The 18,831-nt window shown below is 62.7% G+C and carries 18 protein-coding genes; all 18 read right to left on the bottom strand.

The window, feature by feature from the left end; all coding sequences use genetic code 11:
• Positions 1-11 precede the first annotated feature (11 nt).
• On the bottom strand, positions 12-380 hold the full coding sequence (gene rplN / locus ABIE56_RS12365) for a 50S ribosomal protein L14 (RefSeq protein ID WP_029213886.1): 369 nt from the start codon (positions 378-380) through the stop codon (positions 12-14).
• An 11-nt stretch (positions 381-391) separates the two neighbouring features.
• Entirely contained in the window at positions 392-652 is a 261-nt protein-coding gene (rpsQ, locus tag ABIE56_RS12370; protein WP_429244107.1) for a 30S ribosomal protein S17, read from the bottom strand.
• 12 nt (positions 653-664) lie between these two features.
• Entirely contained in the window at positions 665-850 is a 186-nt protein-coding gene (gene rpmC / locus ABIE56_RS12375; RefSeq protein ID WP_139980298.1) for a 50S ribosomal protein L29, read from the bottom strand.
• Entirely contained in the window at positions 850-1,263 is a 414-nt protein-coding gene (rplP, locus tag ABIE56_RS12380) for a 50S ribosomal protein L16 (RefSeq protein ID WP_247333719.1), read from the bottom strand. The genes rpmC and rplP overlap by 1 nt, the downstream gene beginning before the upstream one ends.
• Positions 1,264-1,274: 11 nt before the next feature.
• The gene (gene rpsC / locus ABIE56_RS12385; protein WP_216155020.1) at positions 1,275-2,012 is read right to left on the bottom strand and encodes a 30S ribosomal protein S3; all 738 of its coding nucleotides are present in this window, start codon (positions 2,010-2,012) and stop codon (positions 1,275-1,277) included.
• Between the two features lie 15 nt (positions 2,013-2,027).
• Positions 2,028-2,363 carry a 50S ribosomal protein L22 gene (rplV, locus tag ABIE56_RS12390; RefSeq protein ID WP_045831128.1) on the bottom strand — a complete coding sequence of 112 codons (336 nt, stop codon included), beginning with the start codon at positions 2,361-2,363 and terminating at the stop codon, positions 2,028-2,030.
• On the bottom strand, positions 2,363-2,635 hold the full coding sequence (gene rpsS / locus ABIE56_RS12395) for a 30S ribosomal protein S19 (RefSeq protein WP_029213892.1): 273 nt from the start codon (positions 2,633-2,635) through the stop codon (positions 2,363-2,365). The genes rplV and rpsS overlap by 1 nt, the downstream gene beginning before the upstream one ends.
• Positions 2,636-2,648: 13 nt before the next feature.
• Positions 2,649-3,470 carry a 50S ribosomal protein L2 gene (gene rplB / locus ABIE56_RS12400; RefSeq protein WP_247433827.1) on the bottom strand — a complete coding sequence of 274 codons (822 nt, stop codon included), beginning with the start codon at positions 3,468-3,470 and terminating at the stop codon, positions 2,649-2,651.
• Between the two features lie 18 nt (positions 3,471-3,488).
• A complete protein-coding gene (gene rplW, locus ABIE56_RS12405; protein ID WP_247433825.1) occupies positions 3,489-3,782 on the bottom strand; it encodes a 50S ribosomal protein L23 in 294 nt (97 codons plus the stop codon).
• Positions 3,779-4,381: a 50S ribosomal protein L4 gene (rplD, locus tag ABIE56_RS12410; RefSeq protein ID WP_216155023.1), complete on the bottom strand. Its 603-nt coding sequence runs from the start codon at positions 4,379-4,381 to the stop codon at positions 3,779-3,781. Before rplD ends, rplW begins: the two co-directional genes overlap by 4 nt.
• A gap of 11 nt (positions 4,382-4,392) precedes the next feature.
• Entirely contained in the window at positions 4,393-5,034 is a 642-nt protein-coding gene (rplC, locus tag ABIE56_RS12415) for a 50S ribosomal protein L3 (RefSeq protein ID WP_429244108.1), read from the bottom strand.
• A 20-nt stretch (positions 5,035-5,054) separates the two neighbouring features.
• Entirely contained in the window at positions 5,055-5,366 is a 312-nt protein-coding gene (gene rpsJ, locus ABIE56_RS12420) for a 30S ribosomal protein S10 (RefSeq protein WP_014402136.1), read from the bottom strand.
• Positions 5,367-5,820: 454 nt separating this feature from the next.
• Positions 5,821-7,011 (bottom strand): elongation factor Tu, encoded by a 1,191-nt coding sequence (tuf, locus tag ABIE56_RS12425; protein WP_429244109.1) that lies wholly within the window; start codon positions 7,009-7,011, stop codon positions 5,821-5,823.
• Positions 7,012-7,061: 50 nt separating this feature from the next.
• Positions 7,062-9,191 carry an elongation factor G gene (gene fusA, locus ABIE56_RS12430; protein WP_429244110.1) on the bottom strand — a complete coding sequence of 710 codons (2,130 nt, stop codon included), beginning with the start codon at positions 9,189-9,191 and terminating at the stop codon, positions 7,062-7,064.
• Between the two features lie 32 nt (positions 9,192-9,223).
• Positions 9,224-9,691, bottom strand: coding sequence for a 30S ribosomal protein S7 (gene rpsG, locus ABIE56_RS12435; RefSeq protein WP_036115503.1), 468 nt, complete (start codon positions 9,689-9,691; stop codon positions 9,224-9,226).
• Positions 9,692-9,707: 16 nt separating this feature from the next.
• Positions 9,708-10,082, bottom strand: a complete 375-nt coding sequence (gene rpsL, locus ABIE56_RS12440; RefSeq protein ID WP_045829438.1) for a 30S ribosomal protein S12 — start codon at positions 10,080-10,082, stop codon at positions 9,708-9,710.
• A gap of 173 nt (positions 10,083-10,255) precedes the next feature.
• Positions 10,256-14,470, bottom strand: a complete 4,215-nt coding sequence (rpoC, locus tag ABIE56_RS12445; protein ID WP_429244111.1) for a DNA-directed RNA polymerase subunit beta' — start codon at positions 14,468-14,470, stop codon at positions 10,256-10,258.
• A gap of 25 nt (positions 14,471-14,495) precedes the next feature.
• Positions 14,496-18,668: a DNA-directed RNA polymerase subunit beta gene (rpoB, locus tag ABIE56_RS12450; protein ID WP_429244112.1), complete on the bottom strand. Its 4,173-nt coding sequence runs from the start codon at positions 18,666-18,668 to the stop codon at positions 14,496-14,498.
• Positions 18,669-18,831: the final 163 nt, after the last annotated feature.

Consider the following 18,831-nt stretch of genomic DNA (forward strand, 5'->3'; position numbering starts at 1 on the left):
CTGGCCTCCGCTCAGAGCACTTCGGGCGCGAGCGAGACGATCTTCATGAACTTCTCGCTGCGCAGCTCGCGGGTAACCGGCCCGAAGATACGGGTACCGATCGGCTCGAGCTTGTTGTTGAGGATGACGGCCGCGTTACCGTCGAAACGGATCACCGAGCCATCGGGGCGACGCACACCCTTGGCGGTACGAACCACCACGGCGTTGTAGACCTCACCCTTCTTGACCTTGCCGCGAGGAATGGCGTCCTTGATGGTCACCTTGATGACATCACCGACGCTGGCGTAACGGCGCTTCGAGCCGCCCAGCACCTTGATGCACATCATTTCCTTCGCACCGCTGTTATCAGCCGCGGAAAGCATGCTCTGTACTTGGATCATGGCAGCTCTCCTTAGACTTCAGCGCGCGTGACGATTTCGACCACGCGGTGATGCTTGGTCTTCGACAGCGGACGGCACTCCGCGATGCGGACCACGTCGCCCTCGTTCGCACCGGTTTCATCGTGCGCGTGGAGCTTCGTGGAGCGACGGATGATCTTGCCGAGCAGCGGGTGCTGCACCTGGCGCTCGATCAGAACCGTGACCGTGTTGGCCATCTTGTTGCTGGTGACGCGACCGACAAGGGTACGCGCCGTTTTCGTGTTATCACTCATATCAGCCGTCCCTTACTTCTTCTCGCCGAGCACGAACTTCGTGCGGGCGATGTCGCGCCGAACGCGGCGCAGCTGGTGCGGCTGGTTGAGCTGGCCGGAGCCCTTTTGCATACGCAGGTTGAACTGCTCTTTGCGCAGGTCCAGCAGATGCTGATTCAGCTCTTCCGCCGACTTATCTTTGATTTCTTTGATGGCCATTACATCACCGCCCTGGACACGAACTGGGTCTGGACCGAGAGCTTGGCAGCGGCAAGGCGCATGGCCTCGCGTGCGGTTGCCTCGTCGACACCTTCGATTTCATAAAGCATGCGGCCCGGCTGGATCTCGGCGACCCAGAACTCGACGCCACCCTTACCGGCACCCATTCGAACTTCGATGGGCTTGCGGGTGATCGGCTTGTCCGGGAACACGCGGATCCAGAGCTTGCCACCGCGCTTGACGAAGCGGGTGATGCAACGACGGGCCGCCTCGATCTGGCGCGCGGTCAGCTGACCGTGCGTCGTCGCCTTGAGACCGTATTCGCCGAAGCTCACAACGTTCGAGGTAAACGCCAGGCCATCGTTGCGGCCCTTAAACATCTTGCGGAACTTGGTACGCTTTGGTTGCAACATGGCAACGCTCCTTACTTGGCAGAGCGCTCGCCACGCTCGCGGCGGTTTTCACCACCATCGCGACGCGACGACTGCTGCGGCTGCTGATCTTCCTTCGACGCCTCGGCCGTGGCGGCCGCGAGGTCGAAGATCTCGCCCTTGTAGACCCACACCTTCACACCGATGATGCCGTACTGGGTCTTCGCTTCGGCGGTGCCGTAGTCGATATCAGCGCGGAGGGTGTGGAGCGGCACGCGACCTTCACGAGCCCACTCGGAGCGCGCGATCTCGGCGCCGTTCAGACGGCCGGAGACGTTGATCTTGATGCCCAGGGCGCCGAGGCGCATGGCGTTGCCGACCGAGCGCTTCATGGCACGACGGAACATGATGCGGCGCTCGAGCTGCTGCGCGATCGACTCGGCAACCAGCTGTGCGTCGAGTTCCGGCTTGCGGACTTCACTGACGTTGATGTGCGTCGGGACGCCCATCATGTCGGTGACTTCCTTACGAAGCTTCTCGATGTCCTCACCCTTCTTGCCGATCACCACGCCCGGACGGGCGGTGTGGATCGTCACGCGGGCGGTCTTGGCCGGGCGCTCGATCTGGATCTTCGAGATACCCGCGGCGGCGAGCTTCTTGCGCAGCATCTCGCGGACCTTGAGGTCGGCAGCGAGGTACTGGGCGTACTCACCCTTGTTGGCGTACCACTTCGAGTTCCAGTCCTTGGCAATGCCGAGGCGGATACCGGTGGGATGAACTTTATGACCCATCGTCTCTTACCCCAGTCAGTTACCAACAACCACAGTGATGTGGCTGGTGCGCTTCAGGATGCGCGAACCGCGGCCTTTGGCGCGGGCGTACATGCGCTTCATCGCCTGACCTTCGTCGACGAAAATGCGCGTGACCTTCAGCTCGTCCACGTCGGCGCCGAGATTATTCTCAGCGTTGGCGACGGCGGAGAGCAGCACCTTGCGGACAAGGTGAGCGGCCTTCTTGTTGGTGTAGGCAAGCGTGTCGCTGGCCCGGCCGACGGGCATGCCGCGGACCAGGTCTGCCACCAGGCGTGCCTTCTGCGCCGAGATGCGGGCGCCACGCAGGATCGCTTTGGCTTCAGTGCTCATCACTTGCCCTTCTTATCGCCGGCGTGGCCCTTGTAGGTGCGGGTCACCGCGAACTCGCCGAGCTTGTGCCCGACCATGTTCTCGTTGATAAGCACCGGCACGTGCTGGCGGCCGTTGTGGATGGCGATGGTCAGGCCGACCATCTCCGGCAGGATCATCGAGCGACGCGACCAGGTCTTGATCGGACGCTTGTTATTGGCGGAAACGGCGGCTTCCACCTTCTTTACGAGGTGCAGGTCAACGAACGGACCTTTCTTTAGAGAGCGCGGCATGATCGTTTCCTAATTACTTGCGACGACGCACGATGAACTGCTGGGTGCGCTTGTTATTGCGCGTCTTGTAACCCTTGGTCGGCGTGCCCCACGGGCTGACCGGATGACGGCCGCCGGAGGTACGGCCTTCACCACCGCCGTGCGGATGGTCGACCGGGTTCATGACAACGCCGCGGACGGTCGGACGGATGCCCTTCCAACGCTTCGCACCGGCCTTGCCGAGCTTGCGGAGGCTGTGCTCCGAATTGCCGACTTCACCGATGGTGGCGCGGCATTCGACCGGGACGCGGCGCATTTCGCCGGAGCGAAGACGCAGCGTGGCGTAACCCTGTTCGCGAGCGACCAGCTGGACCGAGGCGCCGGCCGAACGTGCAATCTGCGCGCCCTTGCCCGGCTTCATCTCGATGCAGTGGATCGTGGAACCGACCGGGATCGAACGAAGCGGCAGGCAGTTGCCCGGCTTGATCGGCGAGTCGGAACCCGACACGAGACGGTCGCCCACCGCCACGCCCTTCGGCGCGATGATGTAGCGGCGCTCGCCATCGGCGTAGCACAGCAGCGCGATGTGCGCGGTGCGGTTCGGATCGTATTCCAGGCGCTCGACAACGGCGGCAATGCCTTCCTTGTCACGCTTGAAATCGATGATGCGGTATGCCTGCTTGTGACCGCCGCCGCGATGACGGGTGGTGATGCGACCAAAATGGTTGCGACCGCCGGTCTTCGACTGCGATTCGGTCAGGGCGGCGTACGGCGCGCCCTTGTGCAGACCTTCGGTCCGCACGCTGACTGCGTCGCGGCGGCCCGGGGAGGTCGGCTTGTGAGTGATCAGTGCCATCTCAATTCAACTCCTGGCTCAGGCCTTGGCCGACACGTCGATCGTGTGGCCATCGGCGAGGCGCACGTAAGCCTTACGCTTGCCCTGGCGGTTGCCAGTGCGGAAGCGGAACGACTTCACCTTGCCCTTGGTGTTCACGAGGTTCACGTCCACGACCTTGACGTCGAAGAGCTGCTCGACCGCGGCTGCCACGTCGGCCTTGGTGGCCTCCGGAGCAACGATGAACACATACTGGTTGTGCTCTGCGAGGCGGGCCGCTTTCTCAGAAATGTGCGGCGCGCGAAGCGTATTGAGCGTGCGTTCGGTGGTCATGCGAGCCACTCCTCGACCTTCTTGACCGCGTCCACCGTCATGACGACGTAGTCGCTACCGACCAGGCTGACCGGGTTCAGGGCCAGCACGTCGACGACGTGGATGTACGGAATGTTGCGGGCGGACAGGTACAGCGCCTCGGTGGCGTCTTCCGACACCAGCAGGACACGACCCTTGACTTCGAGCTCGGCGAGCTTGGCGATCATGGCCTTGGTGCTGGCCTTCTCGATCGACAGCTCAGTAACGACCTTCAGGCGATCCTGACGGTTCAGCTCGGCGACGATCGAACGGATCGCAACGCGGTAAGCCTTGCGGTTGACCTTCTGCTCGAAGCTGCGCGGCTTGGCCGCGAACGTACGGCCACCACCGACAAAGATCGGTGCACGGTAATCACCGTGACGGGCGCCGCCGCCCTTCTGCTTCTTGAACTTCTTCGTGGTACCCGACAGTTCACCGCGCGACAGCTGCGCTTTGGTGCCTGCACGACCGCCAGCCTGGTAGGCAGTGACGACCTGGTGCACGAGGGCCTTCTTGTACTCGCCGCCGAACACTTCGTCCGAAACGGTGAGCGACTTGGCGCCAATAACGTTAAGTTCCATGGCGTCTCTCCTCAACCCTTGGTCGTCGGACGGATCACGACGTCGCCACCGGTCGCGCCGGGGACGGCGCCCTTGATCGCGATGAGGTGACGTGCGGCGTCGACCTTGACCACTTCGAGGCCCTGCACGGTGCGGTTAACCGCGCCCATGTGGCCCGCCATCTTCTTGCCAGGGAACACGCGGCCCGGCGTCTGACGCTGGCCGATCGAGCCCGGGGCACGATGCGACAGCGAGTTACCGTGCGTAGCGTCGCCCATCTTGAAGTGGTGACGCTTGATGGTGCCCTGGAAGCCCTTGCCCTTCGAGACGCCAGCGACATCGACGGTCTGGCCCACAGCGAACACCGCTTCCGCGGTCAGCTCTGCGCCAACTTCGTACTTGCCAGCTTCGTCCGCGTTCAGGCGGAATTCCCACAGACCACGACCCGGCTCAACCTTGGCCTTGGCGTAGTGACCCTTTTCCGGGTTCGTCAGCAGCGAAGCGCGCTTGGCGCCGGCCGTGACCTGGACGGCGTTGTAGCCGTCAACTTCAACCGTCTTCACCTGGGTCACACGATTCGGGGTCGCTTCAATCAGCGTCACCGGAATCGAACGACCATCTTCAGTGAAGAGACGGCTCATGCCGCACTTGCGGCCAACCAGTCCGATACTCATCTTCGTATCCTTTTATCCGCTCAGCCCAGCTTGATCTGCACGTCGACACCGGCGGCAAGATCGAGCTTCATGAGCGCGTCCACGGTCTTGTCATTCGGGTCGACGATGTCCAGAACGCGCTTGTGAGTACGGGTCTCGTACTGGTCGCGGGCATCTTTGTCGACGTGCGGCGACACCAGAATGGTGTAGCGCTCAATCTTGGTCGGCAGCGGGATCGGGCCGAGGACCGTAGCGCCAGTGCGCTTGGCCGTCTCGACGATTTCGCTGGCCGAACGGTCGATCAGACGATGATCGAACGCCTTGAGCCGGATGCGAATCTTTTGGTTCGCCATAAAACCGTGTCCTGTTATCGAAAGAACGTTCTTGTGATTCGGAGTAGCTTCTCGCCACCCCGCACAACCCAATTACTACGTACTACGGGTGCTGCAACGGGCCGCCCGGGAACGCCGAAAAGCGCCCTGAACGACCCGAAATAGTCAGGCAGGCCGCGAAAACGGCCTGCCTAGACAGAAAAGTATAGAACGCGCAACACATTAGGTCAACAGAGCTTGCGCTCCGTCGGCCTGGTGCGGCATCCCATCCGGCTTCCTTGCCTGCGAACTCGAAGCGCATTCCATGCACCTCATTTCGCGTGGTCCCGGCGCCAGGAGGCGCTCAGGGGATATAGCCCGACGAGTATAGCCAGGTAGTTTTGAAATGGGAACCCCTGCTGGCTAAAAAATAGCCAAAAAAAAGGCGGAGGCTTTCGCCCCCGCCCTTTTCACTCCCCCGTGGGGGAAATACCGCTTAGGCCGTGACCTTCGAAACCACGCCGGCGCCGACGGTGCGGCCGCCTTCGCGGATAGCGAAGCGCAGGCCTTCGTCCATGGCGATCGGGTGGATCAGCGTGACAGCCATCTTCACGTTGTCGCCCGGCATCACCATCTCGACGCCTTCCGGCAGCTTGATCGCGCCGGTCACGTCGGTGGTGCGGAAGTAGAACTGCGGACGGTAGTTGTTGAAGAACGGGGTATGACGGCCACCCTCGTCCTTCGACAGCACGTACACCTCAGCTTCGAACTGGGTGTGCGGCTTGATCGTGCCCGGCTTGGCCAGCACCTGGCCGCGCTGCACGTCGTCGCGCTTCAGGCCGCGGAGCAGGAGACCGGCGTTGTCGCCAGCCTGGCCCTGGTCGAGCAGCTTACGGAACATTTCGACGCCCGTGACCGTGGTCTTCTGGGTGTCGCGGATACCGACGACTTCGATTTCTTCGCCGACCTTGATGACGCCACGCTCGATACGACCGGTCACGACGGTGCCGCGGCCCGAGATCGAGAACACGTCTTCGACCGGCATCAGGAAGGTCTTGTCGACGTCACGCTCCGGGGTCGGGATCCAGGTGTCGAGCGCATCAACCAAGTTGATGATCGCCGGCACGCCGATTTCCGACTGGTCGCCGTCGAGGGCCAGGCGAGCCGAACCCTTGATGATCGGGGTGTCGTCGCCCGGGAAGTCGTACTTCGACAGCAGTTCGCGAACTTCCATCTCGACGAGCTCCATGAGCTCGGCGTCGTCGACCATGTCGGCCTTGTTCAGGAACACCAGGATGTACGGCACGCCGACCTGACGCGAGAGCAGGATGTGCTCGCGGGTCTGCGGCATCGGGCCGTCAGCGGCCGAGCACACCAGGATCGCGCCGTCCATCTGGGCGGCACCGGTGATCATGTTCTTGACGTAGTCAGCGTGGCCCGGGCAATCGACGTGCGCGTAGTGACGCGTCGCCGATTCGTATTCCACGTGGGCGGTCGAGATCGTGATACCACGAGCCTTCTCTTCCGGAGCCGCGTCAATCTGGTCGTAGCCCTTGAACTCGCCACCGAAGCGCTCTGCGCCGATCTTGGTGAGAGCGGCGGTCAGCGTGGTCTTGCCGTGGTCGACGTGGCCGATGGTGCCGACGTTGACGTGCGGCTTGTTACGCTCAAACTTACCCTTTGCCATGACTTGGAACCTCTAAAGATCGTTGAATGGGGTGGAAGAAGAAGCCCCTATCAGGACTTCTTCATGACCTCGTCGGCGACATTCTTCGGCGCCGGATCGTAGTGGTCAAATTCCATCGTGAACATCGCGCGACCCTGGCTCAACGAGCGGATCGTGGTGGCGTAGCCGAACATCTCGCCAAGCGGAACCATCGCGTTGATGGTCTTGCCCGACGGCGTATCGTCCTGACCGGTCAGCATGCCACGACGGCGGCTGAGGTCACCCATGATGTCACCGACGTAATCTTCCGGCGTCACGACCTCGACCTTCATGATCGGCTCGAGCAGCACCGGCTGCGCCTTGGCGAAGCCCTGCTTGAACGCCATCGACGAAGCGAGCTTGAACGCCATTTCCGACGAATCGACGTCATGGTACGAGCCGAAGACCAGCTTGACCTTGACGTTAACGACCGGGAACCCAGCCAGCGGGCCGGCAGTGATCGTCTCGCGGAGGCCCTTTTCAACCGACGGGATGAATTCCTTCGGAATCACGCCACCCGTGATGTCGTTGATGAACAGGAAGTCGTCCTTGATACCAGCGGCGATCTTCTCGTCAGCGCGGTCGGCATCGGAGATCGGCGACAGCTCGATCACGACGTGACCGTACTGACCCTTACCACCCGACTGCTTGGCGTGCTTGTAGTCCGACTTGACGTCCGATGCCTGGATGGTTTCGCGGTAAGCCACCTGCGGCTTGCCGACGTTGGCTTCGACGTTGAACTCGCGGCGCATGCGGTCCACCAGGATGTCCAGGTGAAGCTCGCCCATGCCCGAGATGATCGTCTGGCCCGATTCCTCATCCGTACGGACGCGGAACGACGGATCCTCAGCAGCCAGGCGACCGAGCGCGAGGCCCATCTTTTCCTGGTCCGACTTCGTCTTCGGCTCAACCGCCATCGAAATCACCGGCTCCGGGAACGACATGCGCTCCAGGGTGATGATCTTGTCCTGCGCGCAGAGCGTGTCACCGGTCGTAACGTCCTTCAGGCCCACCGCAGCGGCGATATCGCCAGCGCGGACTTCCTTCAGTTCGTGACGCTCGTTGGCGTGCATCTGCAGGATGCGGCCGATGCGCTCCTTCTTCGACTTGACCGGGTTGTACACCTGGTCACCGGCGTTCAGCGTGCCCGAGTAGACACGGAAGAACGTCAGCGCGCCGACGAACGGATCGGTCATGATCTTGAACGCGAGCGCCGAGAACGGTGCGTCGTCCTTCGCTTCACGCGTGGCCGGCTTCTCGTCTTCGTCGATGCCTTCGACCGGCGGACGGTCGAGCGGCGACGGGAGAAGGTTGACCACGGCGTCAAGCATGGCCTGGACGCCCTTGTTCTTGAAGGCGGTACCGCAGAGAACCGGGATGATCTCGCTCTTCAGCGTGCGCAGGCGCAGGCCTTCGATGATCTCAGCCTCGGAGAGGTCGCCCTCTTCCAGGTACTTTTCCATCATTTCTTCGGTCGCCTCAGCGGCGGCCTCGACCATGAAGCTACGATCAGCCGTCGCCTTCTCGACCAGCTCGGCCGGGATTTCGACGTACTCGAACTTCATGCCCTGGGACTCCATGTCCCACTTGATGGCCTTCATCTTCAGCAGATCGACCACGCCTTCGAAGTTGTCTTCGGCGCCGATCGGCACCTGCATCGGCACCGGGTGGGCACCAAGGCGAGCCTTCAGCTGGTCGACAACCTTGTAGAAGTTGGCACCCGTGCGGTCCATCTTGTTGACGAACGCAAGGCGCGGCACCTTGTAACGGTTAGCCTGGCGCCACACGGTTTCCGACTGCGGCTGCACACCACCCACCGCGCAGAGCACGAACACCGCACCGTCGAGCACGCGGAGCGAACGCTCCACTTCGATGGTGAAGTCAACGTGTCCCGGGGTGTCGATGATGTTGAAACGGTGCTCGGGCAGCGAGCGGTCCATACCCTTCCAGAACGCCGTGGTGGCGGCGGAAGTGATGGTGATACCGCGTTCCTGCTCCTGCTCCATCCAGTCCATCGTCGCAGCGCCGTCGTGCACCTCGCCAATCTTATGACTGACACCGGTGTAGAACAGGATGCGCTCCGTCGTGGTGGTCTTGCCGGCATCGATGTGGGCCATGATGCCGAAGTTGCGGTAGCGCTCGATGGGAGTGGTGCGTGCCACGGTCTTTCCTCAGATCTTTGAAGCTGGGGGGATTACCAGCGGTAATGCGAGAAGGCCTTGTTGGCCTCTGCCATGCGGTGCGTTTCTTCGCGCTTCTTGACGGCGCCGCCGCGGGACTCGGAAGCCTCCAGCAGCTCGGCAGCCAGCTTGCGCGGCATCGAGGTTTCGCCACGCTTGCGGGCGGCATCGATGACCCAGCGCATGGCAAGCGCCATACGACGGCCCGGACGAACTTCGACCGGCACCTGGTACGTAGCACCGCCGACGCGGCGGGACTTCACTTCGACCGCCGGGGCGATATTGCCCAGGGCCTTTTCGACCAGCTGGACCGGCTCGGCGTGCTTCTCGCCAATGTGCTGGAGGGCACCATAGACGATGGATTCAGCGACCGACTTCTTGCCGGATTTCATCACCATGTTGATGAAACGGGCGATCAGCTGGCTTCCGTGCTTCGGGTCCGGGAGGACCACACGGGCGGGATGGGAACCTTTACGCGACATATTCTGTGTCCTTCACTTAGCCTTTCGGGCGCTTGGCGCCGTACTTCGAGCGCGACTTGCGACGCTTGGTCACGCCCGCGCAGTCGAGGCTGCCGCGAACCGTGTGATAACGCACACCGGGGAGATCCTTGACGCGACCGCCACGGATCAGGACCACCGAGTGCTCCTGGAGGTTATGACCTTCGCCACCGATGTAGCTGATGACTTCGAAACCGTTGGTGAGGCGCACCTTGGCAACCTTACGCAGCGCCGAGTTCGGCTTCTTCGGGGTGGTCGTATAAACGCGCGTGCAAACACCGCGGCGCTGCGGGCTGCTCTGCAGAGCCGGCGAGGCGCTCTTGTACGCCTTGGGGCTGCGGGATTTGCGCACCAACTGGTTGACTGTCGTCATGCGAAGCTATTCCTGAGAAACATAAAGGCAGACCGAAGAATCGGCCCGCCATGTAAGCGATTTTTGACGTGCGCCGCCGCTATATGCGGCCGGCACCCATCGTCCTTGAATCCGAACACGAGGCGCATCCATGCGCCTCATTTCGTATGTACGGGCGAAGCCCGTACGGGGCCTCACTCGGCGCTATCGTTGGACCCGGCGGGAGCCTCTTCGAACGAGACGGAGGCACCCGAGCCCTGGAGGGTCTGCAGGTCCGCATCCGTCAGGCCGCTCTGGCTACGACGCGAAGCGTGGTAAGCCAGACCCGTACCCGCAGGGATTAGCCGCCCAACAATAACATTTTCCTTGAGGCCACGCAACGTATCACGGGTGCCGCGAACGGCCGCCTCGGTGAGGACGCGGGTGGTCTCCTGGAACGAGGCCGCCGAGATGAACGACTCGGTGGCGAGCGAGGCCTTGGTGATGCCGAGCAGGACCGATTCAAACTCGGTCGGGCGCTCGCCACGCTTCTCAGCGCGCTCGTTCTCCTCGTTGATCCGGACGCGCTCGACCTGCTCACCGCGCAGGTAGGTGCTGTCGCCCGCTTCCGTGATCTCGACCTTGCGGAGCATCTGGCGAATGATCGCTTCGATGTGCTTGTCGTTGATCTTCACACCCTGGAGGCGGTAGACGTCCTGGATTTCCTTGACCAGATAGCTGGCCAGCGGCTCGACACCCAGCAGGCGCAGGATGTCGTGCGGATTCGGCTCGCCGTCCACGACGGTTTCGCCCTTCTCCACGTGCTCGCCTTCGAACACGATGACCTGACGCCACTTCGGGATCAGCTCTTCGTGCTCGTTGCCGTCCGCATCCTTGATGATGAGACGCTGTTTGCCCTTGGTGTCCTTGCCGAAGCTCACGATACCCGAGCGCTCGGCCAGGATCGCCGGCTCCTTGGGCTTGCGAGCTTCGAACAGATCGGCCACGCGGGGCAGACCACCGGTGATGTCGCGGGTCTTCGAGGTTTCCTGCGGGATACGGGCAACCACGTCGCCCACGCCCACTTCGGCACCGTTCTGGATCGACACGATGGCGCCGGCCGGCAGGAAGTACTGAGCCGCGATATCCGTACCCGGCAGCTTGAGCTCACGGCCCTTGCTGTCTTCCAGGCGGACGATCGGGCGCAGATCCTTGGCCTGCGTACCGCGACGCTTCGGATCGGTCACCACCGCCGACTCGAGGCCTGTCAGTTCGTCGGTCTGCGACTGCACGGTCACGCCATCGATGAAGTCGATGAAGCGGACCACACCGGCCACTTCCGTGACGATCGGGTGGGTATGCGGATCCCAGTTCGCGACGGTCTGGCCGGCCTTCACCGGGTCACCGTCCTTCACTGCGATGGTCGCACCGTAAGGCACCTTGTAACGCTCGCGCTCGCGGCCGTTGACGTCGATCACGCTGACTTCGCCCGAACGCGACACGGCCACGAGGTGACCGGCCGAGTGCTCGACCGACTTCAGGTTGTTGAACTTCAGCGAACCGGTGGTGCGGACGGTGACGTTATCCACGGCGGCGGCACGGGAAGCCGCACCACCGATATGGAACGTACGCATCGTCAGCTGGGTACCCGGCTCACCGATGGACTGTGCGGCGACAACGCCCACGGCCTCACCCATGTTGACCAGGTGACCACGGGCCAGGTCGCGGCCGTAGCACAGGGCGCACACGCCGTGGCTGGCACGGCAGGTGATCGGCGAACGCACCTTGATCAGCTGCACGCCAGCCTTGTCGAGCTTGTCGACCAGGCCTTCGTCGAGCAGCGTATCGCGGGTGACGATCGGCTCGTCGCCTTCGCCCGGGGCGTAGACGTCCTCGACGACCACGCGGCCCAGCACGCGCTCGCGCAACGGCTCGACCACGTCACCGCCTTCAACGATCGGCGACATCATCACGCCATCTTCCGTGCCGCAATCGTGCTCGGTGATGACCACGTCCTGCGCCACGTCCACGAGACGACGGGTGAGGTAACCCGAGTTCGCGGTCTTCAGCGCCGTATCCGCGAGACCCTTACGGGCACCGTGGGTGGAGTTGAAGTACTGCAGCACGTTCAGGCCTTCGCGGAAGTTCGCCTTAATCGGCGTCTCGATGATCGAGCCATCCGGGCGAGCCATGAGGCCACGCATACCTGCCAGCTGGCGAATCTGGGCCGCGCTACCACGCGCACCCGAGTCGGCCATGATGTACAGGGAGTTCATGGACTTCTGGTTGACCTGCTTGCCTTCGGCATCGGTCACCTTCTCGGTGCCGATACCGTCGATCATGGCCTTCGCGACGAGTTCGTTCGTACGCGACCAGATGTCGACGACCTTGTTGTAGCGCTCACCAGCGGTCACGAGACCCGACTGGTACTGCTCCTGGATCTCGACGACTTCCTTCTCGGCTTCCTCGAGGATCGCCTTCTTCTCGCCCGGGATCTTCATATCGTCGATGCCGATCGAGATACCGGCGCGCGTCGCGAAACGGAAGCCGGTGTACATCAGCTTATCCGCGAACACGACCGATTCCTTCAGGCCGAGCAGGCGGTAGCTCTGGTTGATCAGGCGCGAGATGTTCTTCTTGGTGAGCTCGACGTTCACCAGGGCGAACGGCAGGCCTTCCGGGATGATCTCGGCCAGCAGCGCACGACCGACCGTGGTATCCACGATCTGGGTGCTTGCCGAACGGGTGCCATCTTCAGCCAGTTCAAAGATGCGCACGCGCACCTTGACCTTGGCGTGGAGCTCGACGGCACGGTTGTCGTACGCGCGGCGCACCTCACCGAGGTTCGCGAACACCATGCCAGCGCCCTTGGCGTTAACCAGTTCGCGGGTCATGTAGTACAGGCCGAGCACGACGTCCTGCGACGGCACGATGATCGGCTCGCCGTTCGCCGGCGACAGCACGTTGTTCGACGACATCATCAGGGCGCGGGCTTCGAGCTGCGCCTCGATCGAGAGCGGCACGTGCACGGCCATCTGGTCACCGTCGAAGTCGGCGTTGAATGCCGTACAGACGAGCGGATGCAGCTGGATCGCCTTGCCTTCGATGAGGACCGGCTCGAACGCCTGGATGCCGAGACGGTGCAGCGTGGGCGCACGGTTCAGCATGACCGGATGTTCGCGGATCACCTCTTCGAGGATGTCCCACACCTGCGACTCTTCGCGCTCGACCAGCTTCTTGGCAGCCTTGATCGTGGTCGCTTCGCCGCGGGCCTGGAGCTTGGCGAAGATGAAGGGCTTGAACAGCTCAAGCGCCATCTTCTTCGGCAGGCCGCACTGGTGCAGGCGCAGGGTCGGGCCGACCACGATGACCGAACGGCCCGAGTAGTCGACGCGCTTACCGAGCAGGTTCTGGCGGAAGCGGCCCTGCTTGCCCTTGATCATGTCGGCCAGCGACTTCAGCGCGCGCTTGTTCGTGCCAGTGATGGCACGGCCACGGCGGCCGTTATCGAGCAGCGCATCGACCGATTCCTGCAGCATGCGCTTCTCGTTGCGGACGATGATGTCCGGCGCAGCGAGTTCGAGCAGGCGCTTCAGGCGGTTGTTACGGTTGATGACGCGGCGGTACAGGTCGTTCAGATCGGAGGTAGCAAAACGGCCACCATCCAGCGGGACGAGCGGACGCAGATCCGGCGGGAGCACCGGAAGCACGGTCAGCACCATCCACTCCGGCTTGTTGCCGGATTCCAGGAACGCTTCGATCAGCTTGACGCGCTTGGTGAGGCGCTTCAGCTTGGTTTCCGAATTGGTCGAGGAGATCTCTTCCTTGAGGCGGATGACTTCGCCCGGCAGGTCGAGGCTCTTCAGCAGCTCGTAGACGGCCTCGGCACCCATGCGGGCATCGAACTCGTCGCCGTGCTCTTCGGTCGCTTCCAGGTACTGGTCTTCGCTGAGCAGCTGGCCGCGCTCGAGCGCGGTCAGGCCCGGATCGATAACGACGAACGCTTCGAAGTACAGGATGCGTTCGATGTCACGCAGGGTCATGTCCAGCATGAGGCCGATGCGCGACGGCAGCGACTTCAGGAACCAGATGTGCGCGGTGGGGCTGGCCAGCTCGATGTGGCCCATGCGCTCACGACGGACCTTGGCCAGGGTGACCTCGGTGCCGCACTTTTCGCACACGACACCACGGTGCTTCATGCGCTTGTACTTGCCGCACAGACACTCGTAGTCCTTGATCGGGCCAAAGATAGCCGCGCAGAACAGACCATCACGCTCAGGCTTGAACGTGCGGTAGTTGATCGTTTCCGGCTTCTTTACTTCGCCATACGACCACGAGCGGATCAGCTCCGGCGAAGCCAGAGCGATCTTGATCGCGTCGAAGTCCAGCGTCTGTCGCTGCTGGTTGAACAGATTGAGCAGGTCTTTCATGCGTAATCTCCGATAGCCGCGACGATCACTTGTGGAGCTCTTCGAGCTCGATGTCGATACCGAGCGAGCGGATTTCCTTCACGAGCACGTTGAAGGATTCCGGCATGCCCGCAGCCATTTCGTGGTTGCCGTCGACGATGTTCTTGTACATCTGGTTGCGGCCCTGCACGTCGTCCGACTTGACGGTGAGCATTTCCTGCAGGGTGTACGCCGCGCCGTAAGCTTCCAGCGCCCAGACTTCCATTTCGCCGAAGCGCTGGCCGCCGAACTGCGCCTTGCCGCCCAGCGGCTGCTGGGTAACGAGCGAGTACGGACCGGTCGAACGCGCGTGCATCTTGTCGTCGACGAGGTGGTTCAGCTTCAGCATGTGCATGTAGCCAACGGTAACCGGGCGATCAAACGCCTCGCCGGTACGGCCGTCGAACAGCACCGTCTGGCCGGATTCCGGCAGATCGGCAAGCTTCAGCATGTGCTTGATTTCGGTTTCCTCGGCACCGTCGAACACCGGCGTCGCCATCGGAACACCATCGCGCAGGTTGTCGGCGAGCTGGATGATTTCGGCATCCGACATCGACTCGAGGTCGACGTGGCGCACCGCACCTTCCGCACCGGCATTGCCGTGGTTGTAAACCTCATCCAGGAACGAACGCAGCTTGGCCGGCTTCTCGTTGGCCTCGATCATGGCCGAGATCTTGTGGCCCAGGCCCTTGGCGGCCCAGCCCAGGTGAACCTCGAGAATCTGACCGATGTTCATACGCGAAGGCACGCCCAGCGGGTTCAGGCAGATGTCGACCGGACGACCATCGGCGGAGAACGGCATGTCCTCAACCGGCACGATCATCGACACGACACCCTTGTTGCCGTGGCGGCCTGCCATCTTGTCACCCGGCTGGATGCGGCGCTTAACGGCAAGGTAAACCTTGACCATCTTGAGCACGCCCGGTGCGAGGTCGTCGCCCTGGGTGATCTTGCCCTGCTTCTCCTTGAAGCGCTTGTCGAAGTTCTCCTTGTGGCGCTTGACCTGCTCGGCCGCGCGCTCGAGGAACTCGGAGACTTCCTCTTCCTTGACGTTGATCTTGAACCAGTCGTCCTTCTTCAGGCCATCGAGGTACGCGTCGTCGATGACGGCGCCACGCTTCAGGCCGGCCGGGCCGCTCATCGCGGTCTTGCCAACGAGCTGCGAACGCATACGGGCGTAGATCGCGCCTTCGAGGATGCGGAACTGGTCGTCAAGATCCTTGCGGATACGCTTCAGTTCGGTCTCTTCGATCTGCTTGGCGCGCTTGTCCTTCTCGATGCCGTCGCGGGTGAAGACCTGCACGTCGATGACGTTGCCGTCCATGCCCGGGGGCACGCGCAGCGAGCTGTCCTTAACGTCCGAGGCCTTCTCGCCGAAGATGGCGCGCAGGAGCTTTTCTTCCGGGGTGAGCTGGCTTTCGCCCTTCGGCGTGACCTTACCCACCAGGATGTCGCCAGCCTTCACTTCCGCACCGATGTAGACGATGCCGCTTTCGTCGAGGCGGGCCAGGGCCTGCTCGCCGACGTTCGGGATGTCCGCGGTGATTTCCTCGGCGCCCAGCTTCGTGTCACGGGCGATGCAGGTCAGCTCCTCGATGTGGATCGAGGTGTAGCGATCTTCCTGCACGACGCGCTCGGAGATGAGGATCGAGTCTTCGAAGTTGTAGCCGTTCCACGGCATGAAGGCGACGAGCATGTTCTGGCCGAGCGCGAGCTCGCCCAGGTCGGTCGACGAACCGTCGGCCAGCGTATCGCCCACAGCCACCACGTCACCCACGTTCACCAGCGGGCGCTGGTTGAGGTTGGTGTTCTGGTTGGAGCGGGTGTACTTGGTCAGCGTGTAGATATCGACGCCGGCATCATCGTCGCCCACTTCGGCTTCGTTGACGCGCACGACGATACGGGCGGCATCGACCTGGTCGATGACACCACCACGCTTGGCGGCCACGGTAACGCCCGAGTCACGCGCCACGGCGCGCTCGATGCCCGTGCCGACGAGCGGCTTCTGGCTGCGCAGGGTCGGAACGGCCTGGCGCTGCATGTTCGCGCCCATGAGTGCGCGGTTCGCGTCATCGTGCTCGAGGAACGGCACGAGCGCTGCTGCCACCGATACCGTCTGCATGGGCGAAACGTCCATGTAGTTGATCTCGGCCGACGGACGCAGCTCCGACTCACCGCGGAAGCGGCAGGAGACGAAGTCTTCGAGGAACTTGCCTTCCTTCGACAGCGGCGAGTTCGCCTGCGCGATGACGTGGTCGCCCTCCTCGATCGCGGAGAGGTAATCGACCTTGTCGGTGACCTTGCCGTTCTCAACCTTGCGGTACGGCGTCTCGAGGAAGCCGTAGGCGTTGGTGCGGGCGTACACGGCCAGCGAGTTGATCAGGCCGATGTTCGGGCCTTCAGGCGTTTCGATGGTGCAGACGCGGCCGTAATGGGTCGGGTGCACGTCGCGCACTTCGAAGCCGGCGCGCTCACGGGTAAGGCCACCCGGTCCGAGCGCCGAAACACGGCGCTTGTGGGTCACTTCGGACAGCGGGTTGTTCTGGTCCATGAACTGCGAGAGCTGCGACGAGCCGAAGAACTCCTTCACCGCCGCCGCAACCGGCTTGGCGTTGATCAGTTCCTGCGGGGTCAGGCCCTCGGATTCGGCCAGCGACAGGCGCTCGCGAACCGCGCGTTCAACGCGGACGAGACCGATGCGGAAGGTGTTCTCCGCCATTTCGCCGACCGAACGCACGCGACGGTTACCGAGGTGGTCGATGTCGTCGACCGTTCCGATGCCGTTGCGGATATCGATGAGCACGCGCAGGACGTCCAGGACGTCCGAGGTTTCACCCTGCTCGTTGAGGATGCGCTGGGCTTCCTCTTCCTTGCGCTCGCTGAAGTACTTGTGGTCGTAAAGCACGCCCGGGCCAATGACGTCCTTGCGGCCGACACGGCGGTTGAACTTCATGCGGCCCACGGCCGACAGGTCGTAGCGATCGAAGGTGAAGAACAGGTTGTAGAACAGGTTCTGCGCGGCATCCTTGGTCGGCGGCTCGCCCGGACGCATCATCCGGTAGATTTCGACCAGGGCTTCGAGCTGCGTACGGGTGTTATCGATGCGCAACGTGTTCGAGATGTACGCGCCACGATCGAGGTCGTTGACGTACAGGGTCGGCACGGTTTCGATGCCAGCCTTGCGGAAGTGCTCAAGGTGCTCGAGGGTCAGCTCGTCGTTGGCCGCGGCGATGACTTCGCCGGTGTCCTTGTCGATCATGTCGATCGCGACGATGCGGCCGACCGGGTAGTCGTCCGGCACTTCAAGCGTGGCGATCTTCTCGTTGGCGAGCTGGCGGACGTGGCGCGCAGTGATGCGCTTGCCGGCTTCCACCAGCACCTTGCCATCCACCACCAGGTCGAACGAGAGGGTTTCACCGCGCAGGCGCTCGGCGACGAGATCGAGCGTGACCGCGCCCTTCTTGCCCAGGTGGAACACGTTGTGCTCGAAGAAGATGCTGAGCATCTCTTCGTTGTTGTAGCCCAGCGCGCGCAGGAGCACCGTGACCGGCAGCTTGCGGCGGCGGTCGATACGGGTGAACAGCGCATCCTTCGGGTCGAACTCGAAATCGAGCCACGAACCACGGTAAGGAATGACGCGCGCGGAGAACAGCAGCTTGCCCGAGCTGTGGGTCTTGCCGCGGTCGTGGTCGAAGAACACGCCCGGCGAACGGTGCAGCTGCGAGACGATGACGCGCTCGGTACCGTTGATGATGAAGGTGCCGGTGTCGGTCATGAGCGGAATTTCGCCCATGTAGACTTCCTGTTCCTTCACGTACTTCACGGCCTTCTTCGATGCCGGGCTGTCCTTGTCATAGATGACCAGGCGCACGGTGGCACGCAGCGGCGCGCCGAAGGTCATGCCGCGGTTACGGCACTCACGCTCATCGAACGCCGGCTCGCCGAGGCGATAGTCGACGTATTCCAGCGCGGCATTGCCGGAGTAGCTGGAGATCGGGAACACCGACTTCAGGGCCGCGTGGAGGCCTTTTTCCTCACGCGCCTTCGGGTTGGTGTGCTCCTGGAGGAATTCCTTGTACGAGTCGGTCTGGATCGTCAGCAGGTTGGGCACGCCCAGCACGGGGGGCCGCTTGCCGAAATCCTTGCGGATGCGCTTCTTCTCGGTAAACGAGTAGGTCATGGGTGTTACCGCCTCGGTCTTGGTAGTGCCACCGCTTTACGCGGCGGCTAAAGGTGAATCGAAAATCGGAGATCGGGATTCGAACCGCGGAGCCCGGTGGAGGCGGCTCTCGAATCGCGATGTCCCATTTCCGACGGGATGGAGCTGGAACAACAACACACAG

Origin of the sequence: Luteibacter sp. 621, from assembly GCF_050435445.1 — a bacterium.
GTDB lineage: Bacteria > Pseudomonadota > Gammaproteobacteria > Xanthomonadales > Rhodanobacteraceae > Luteibacter.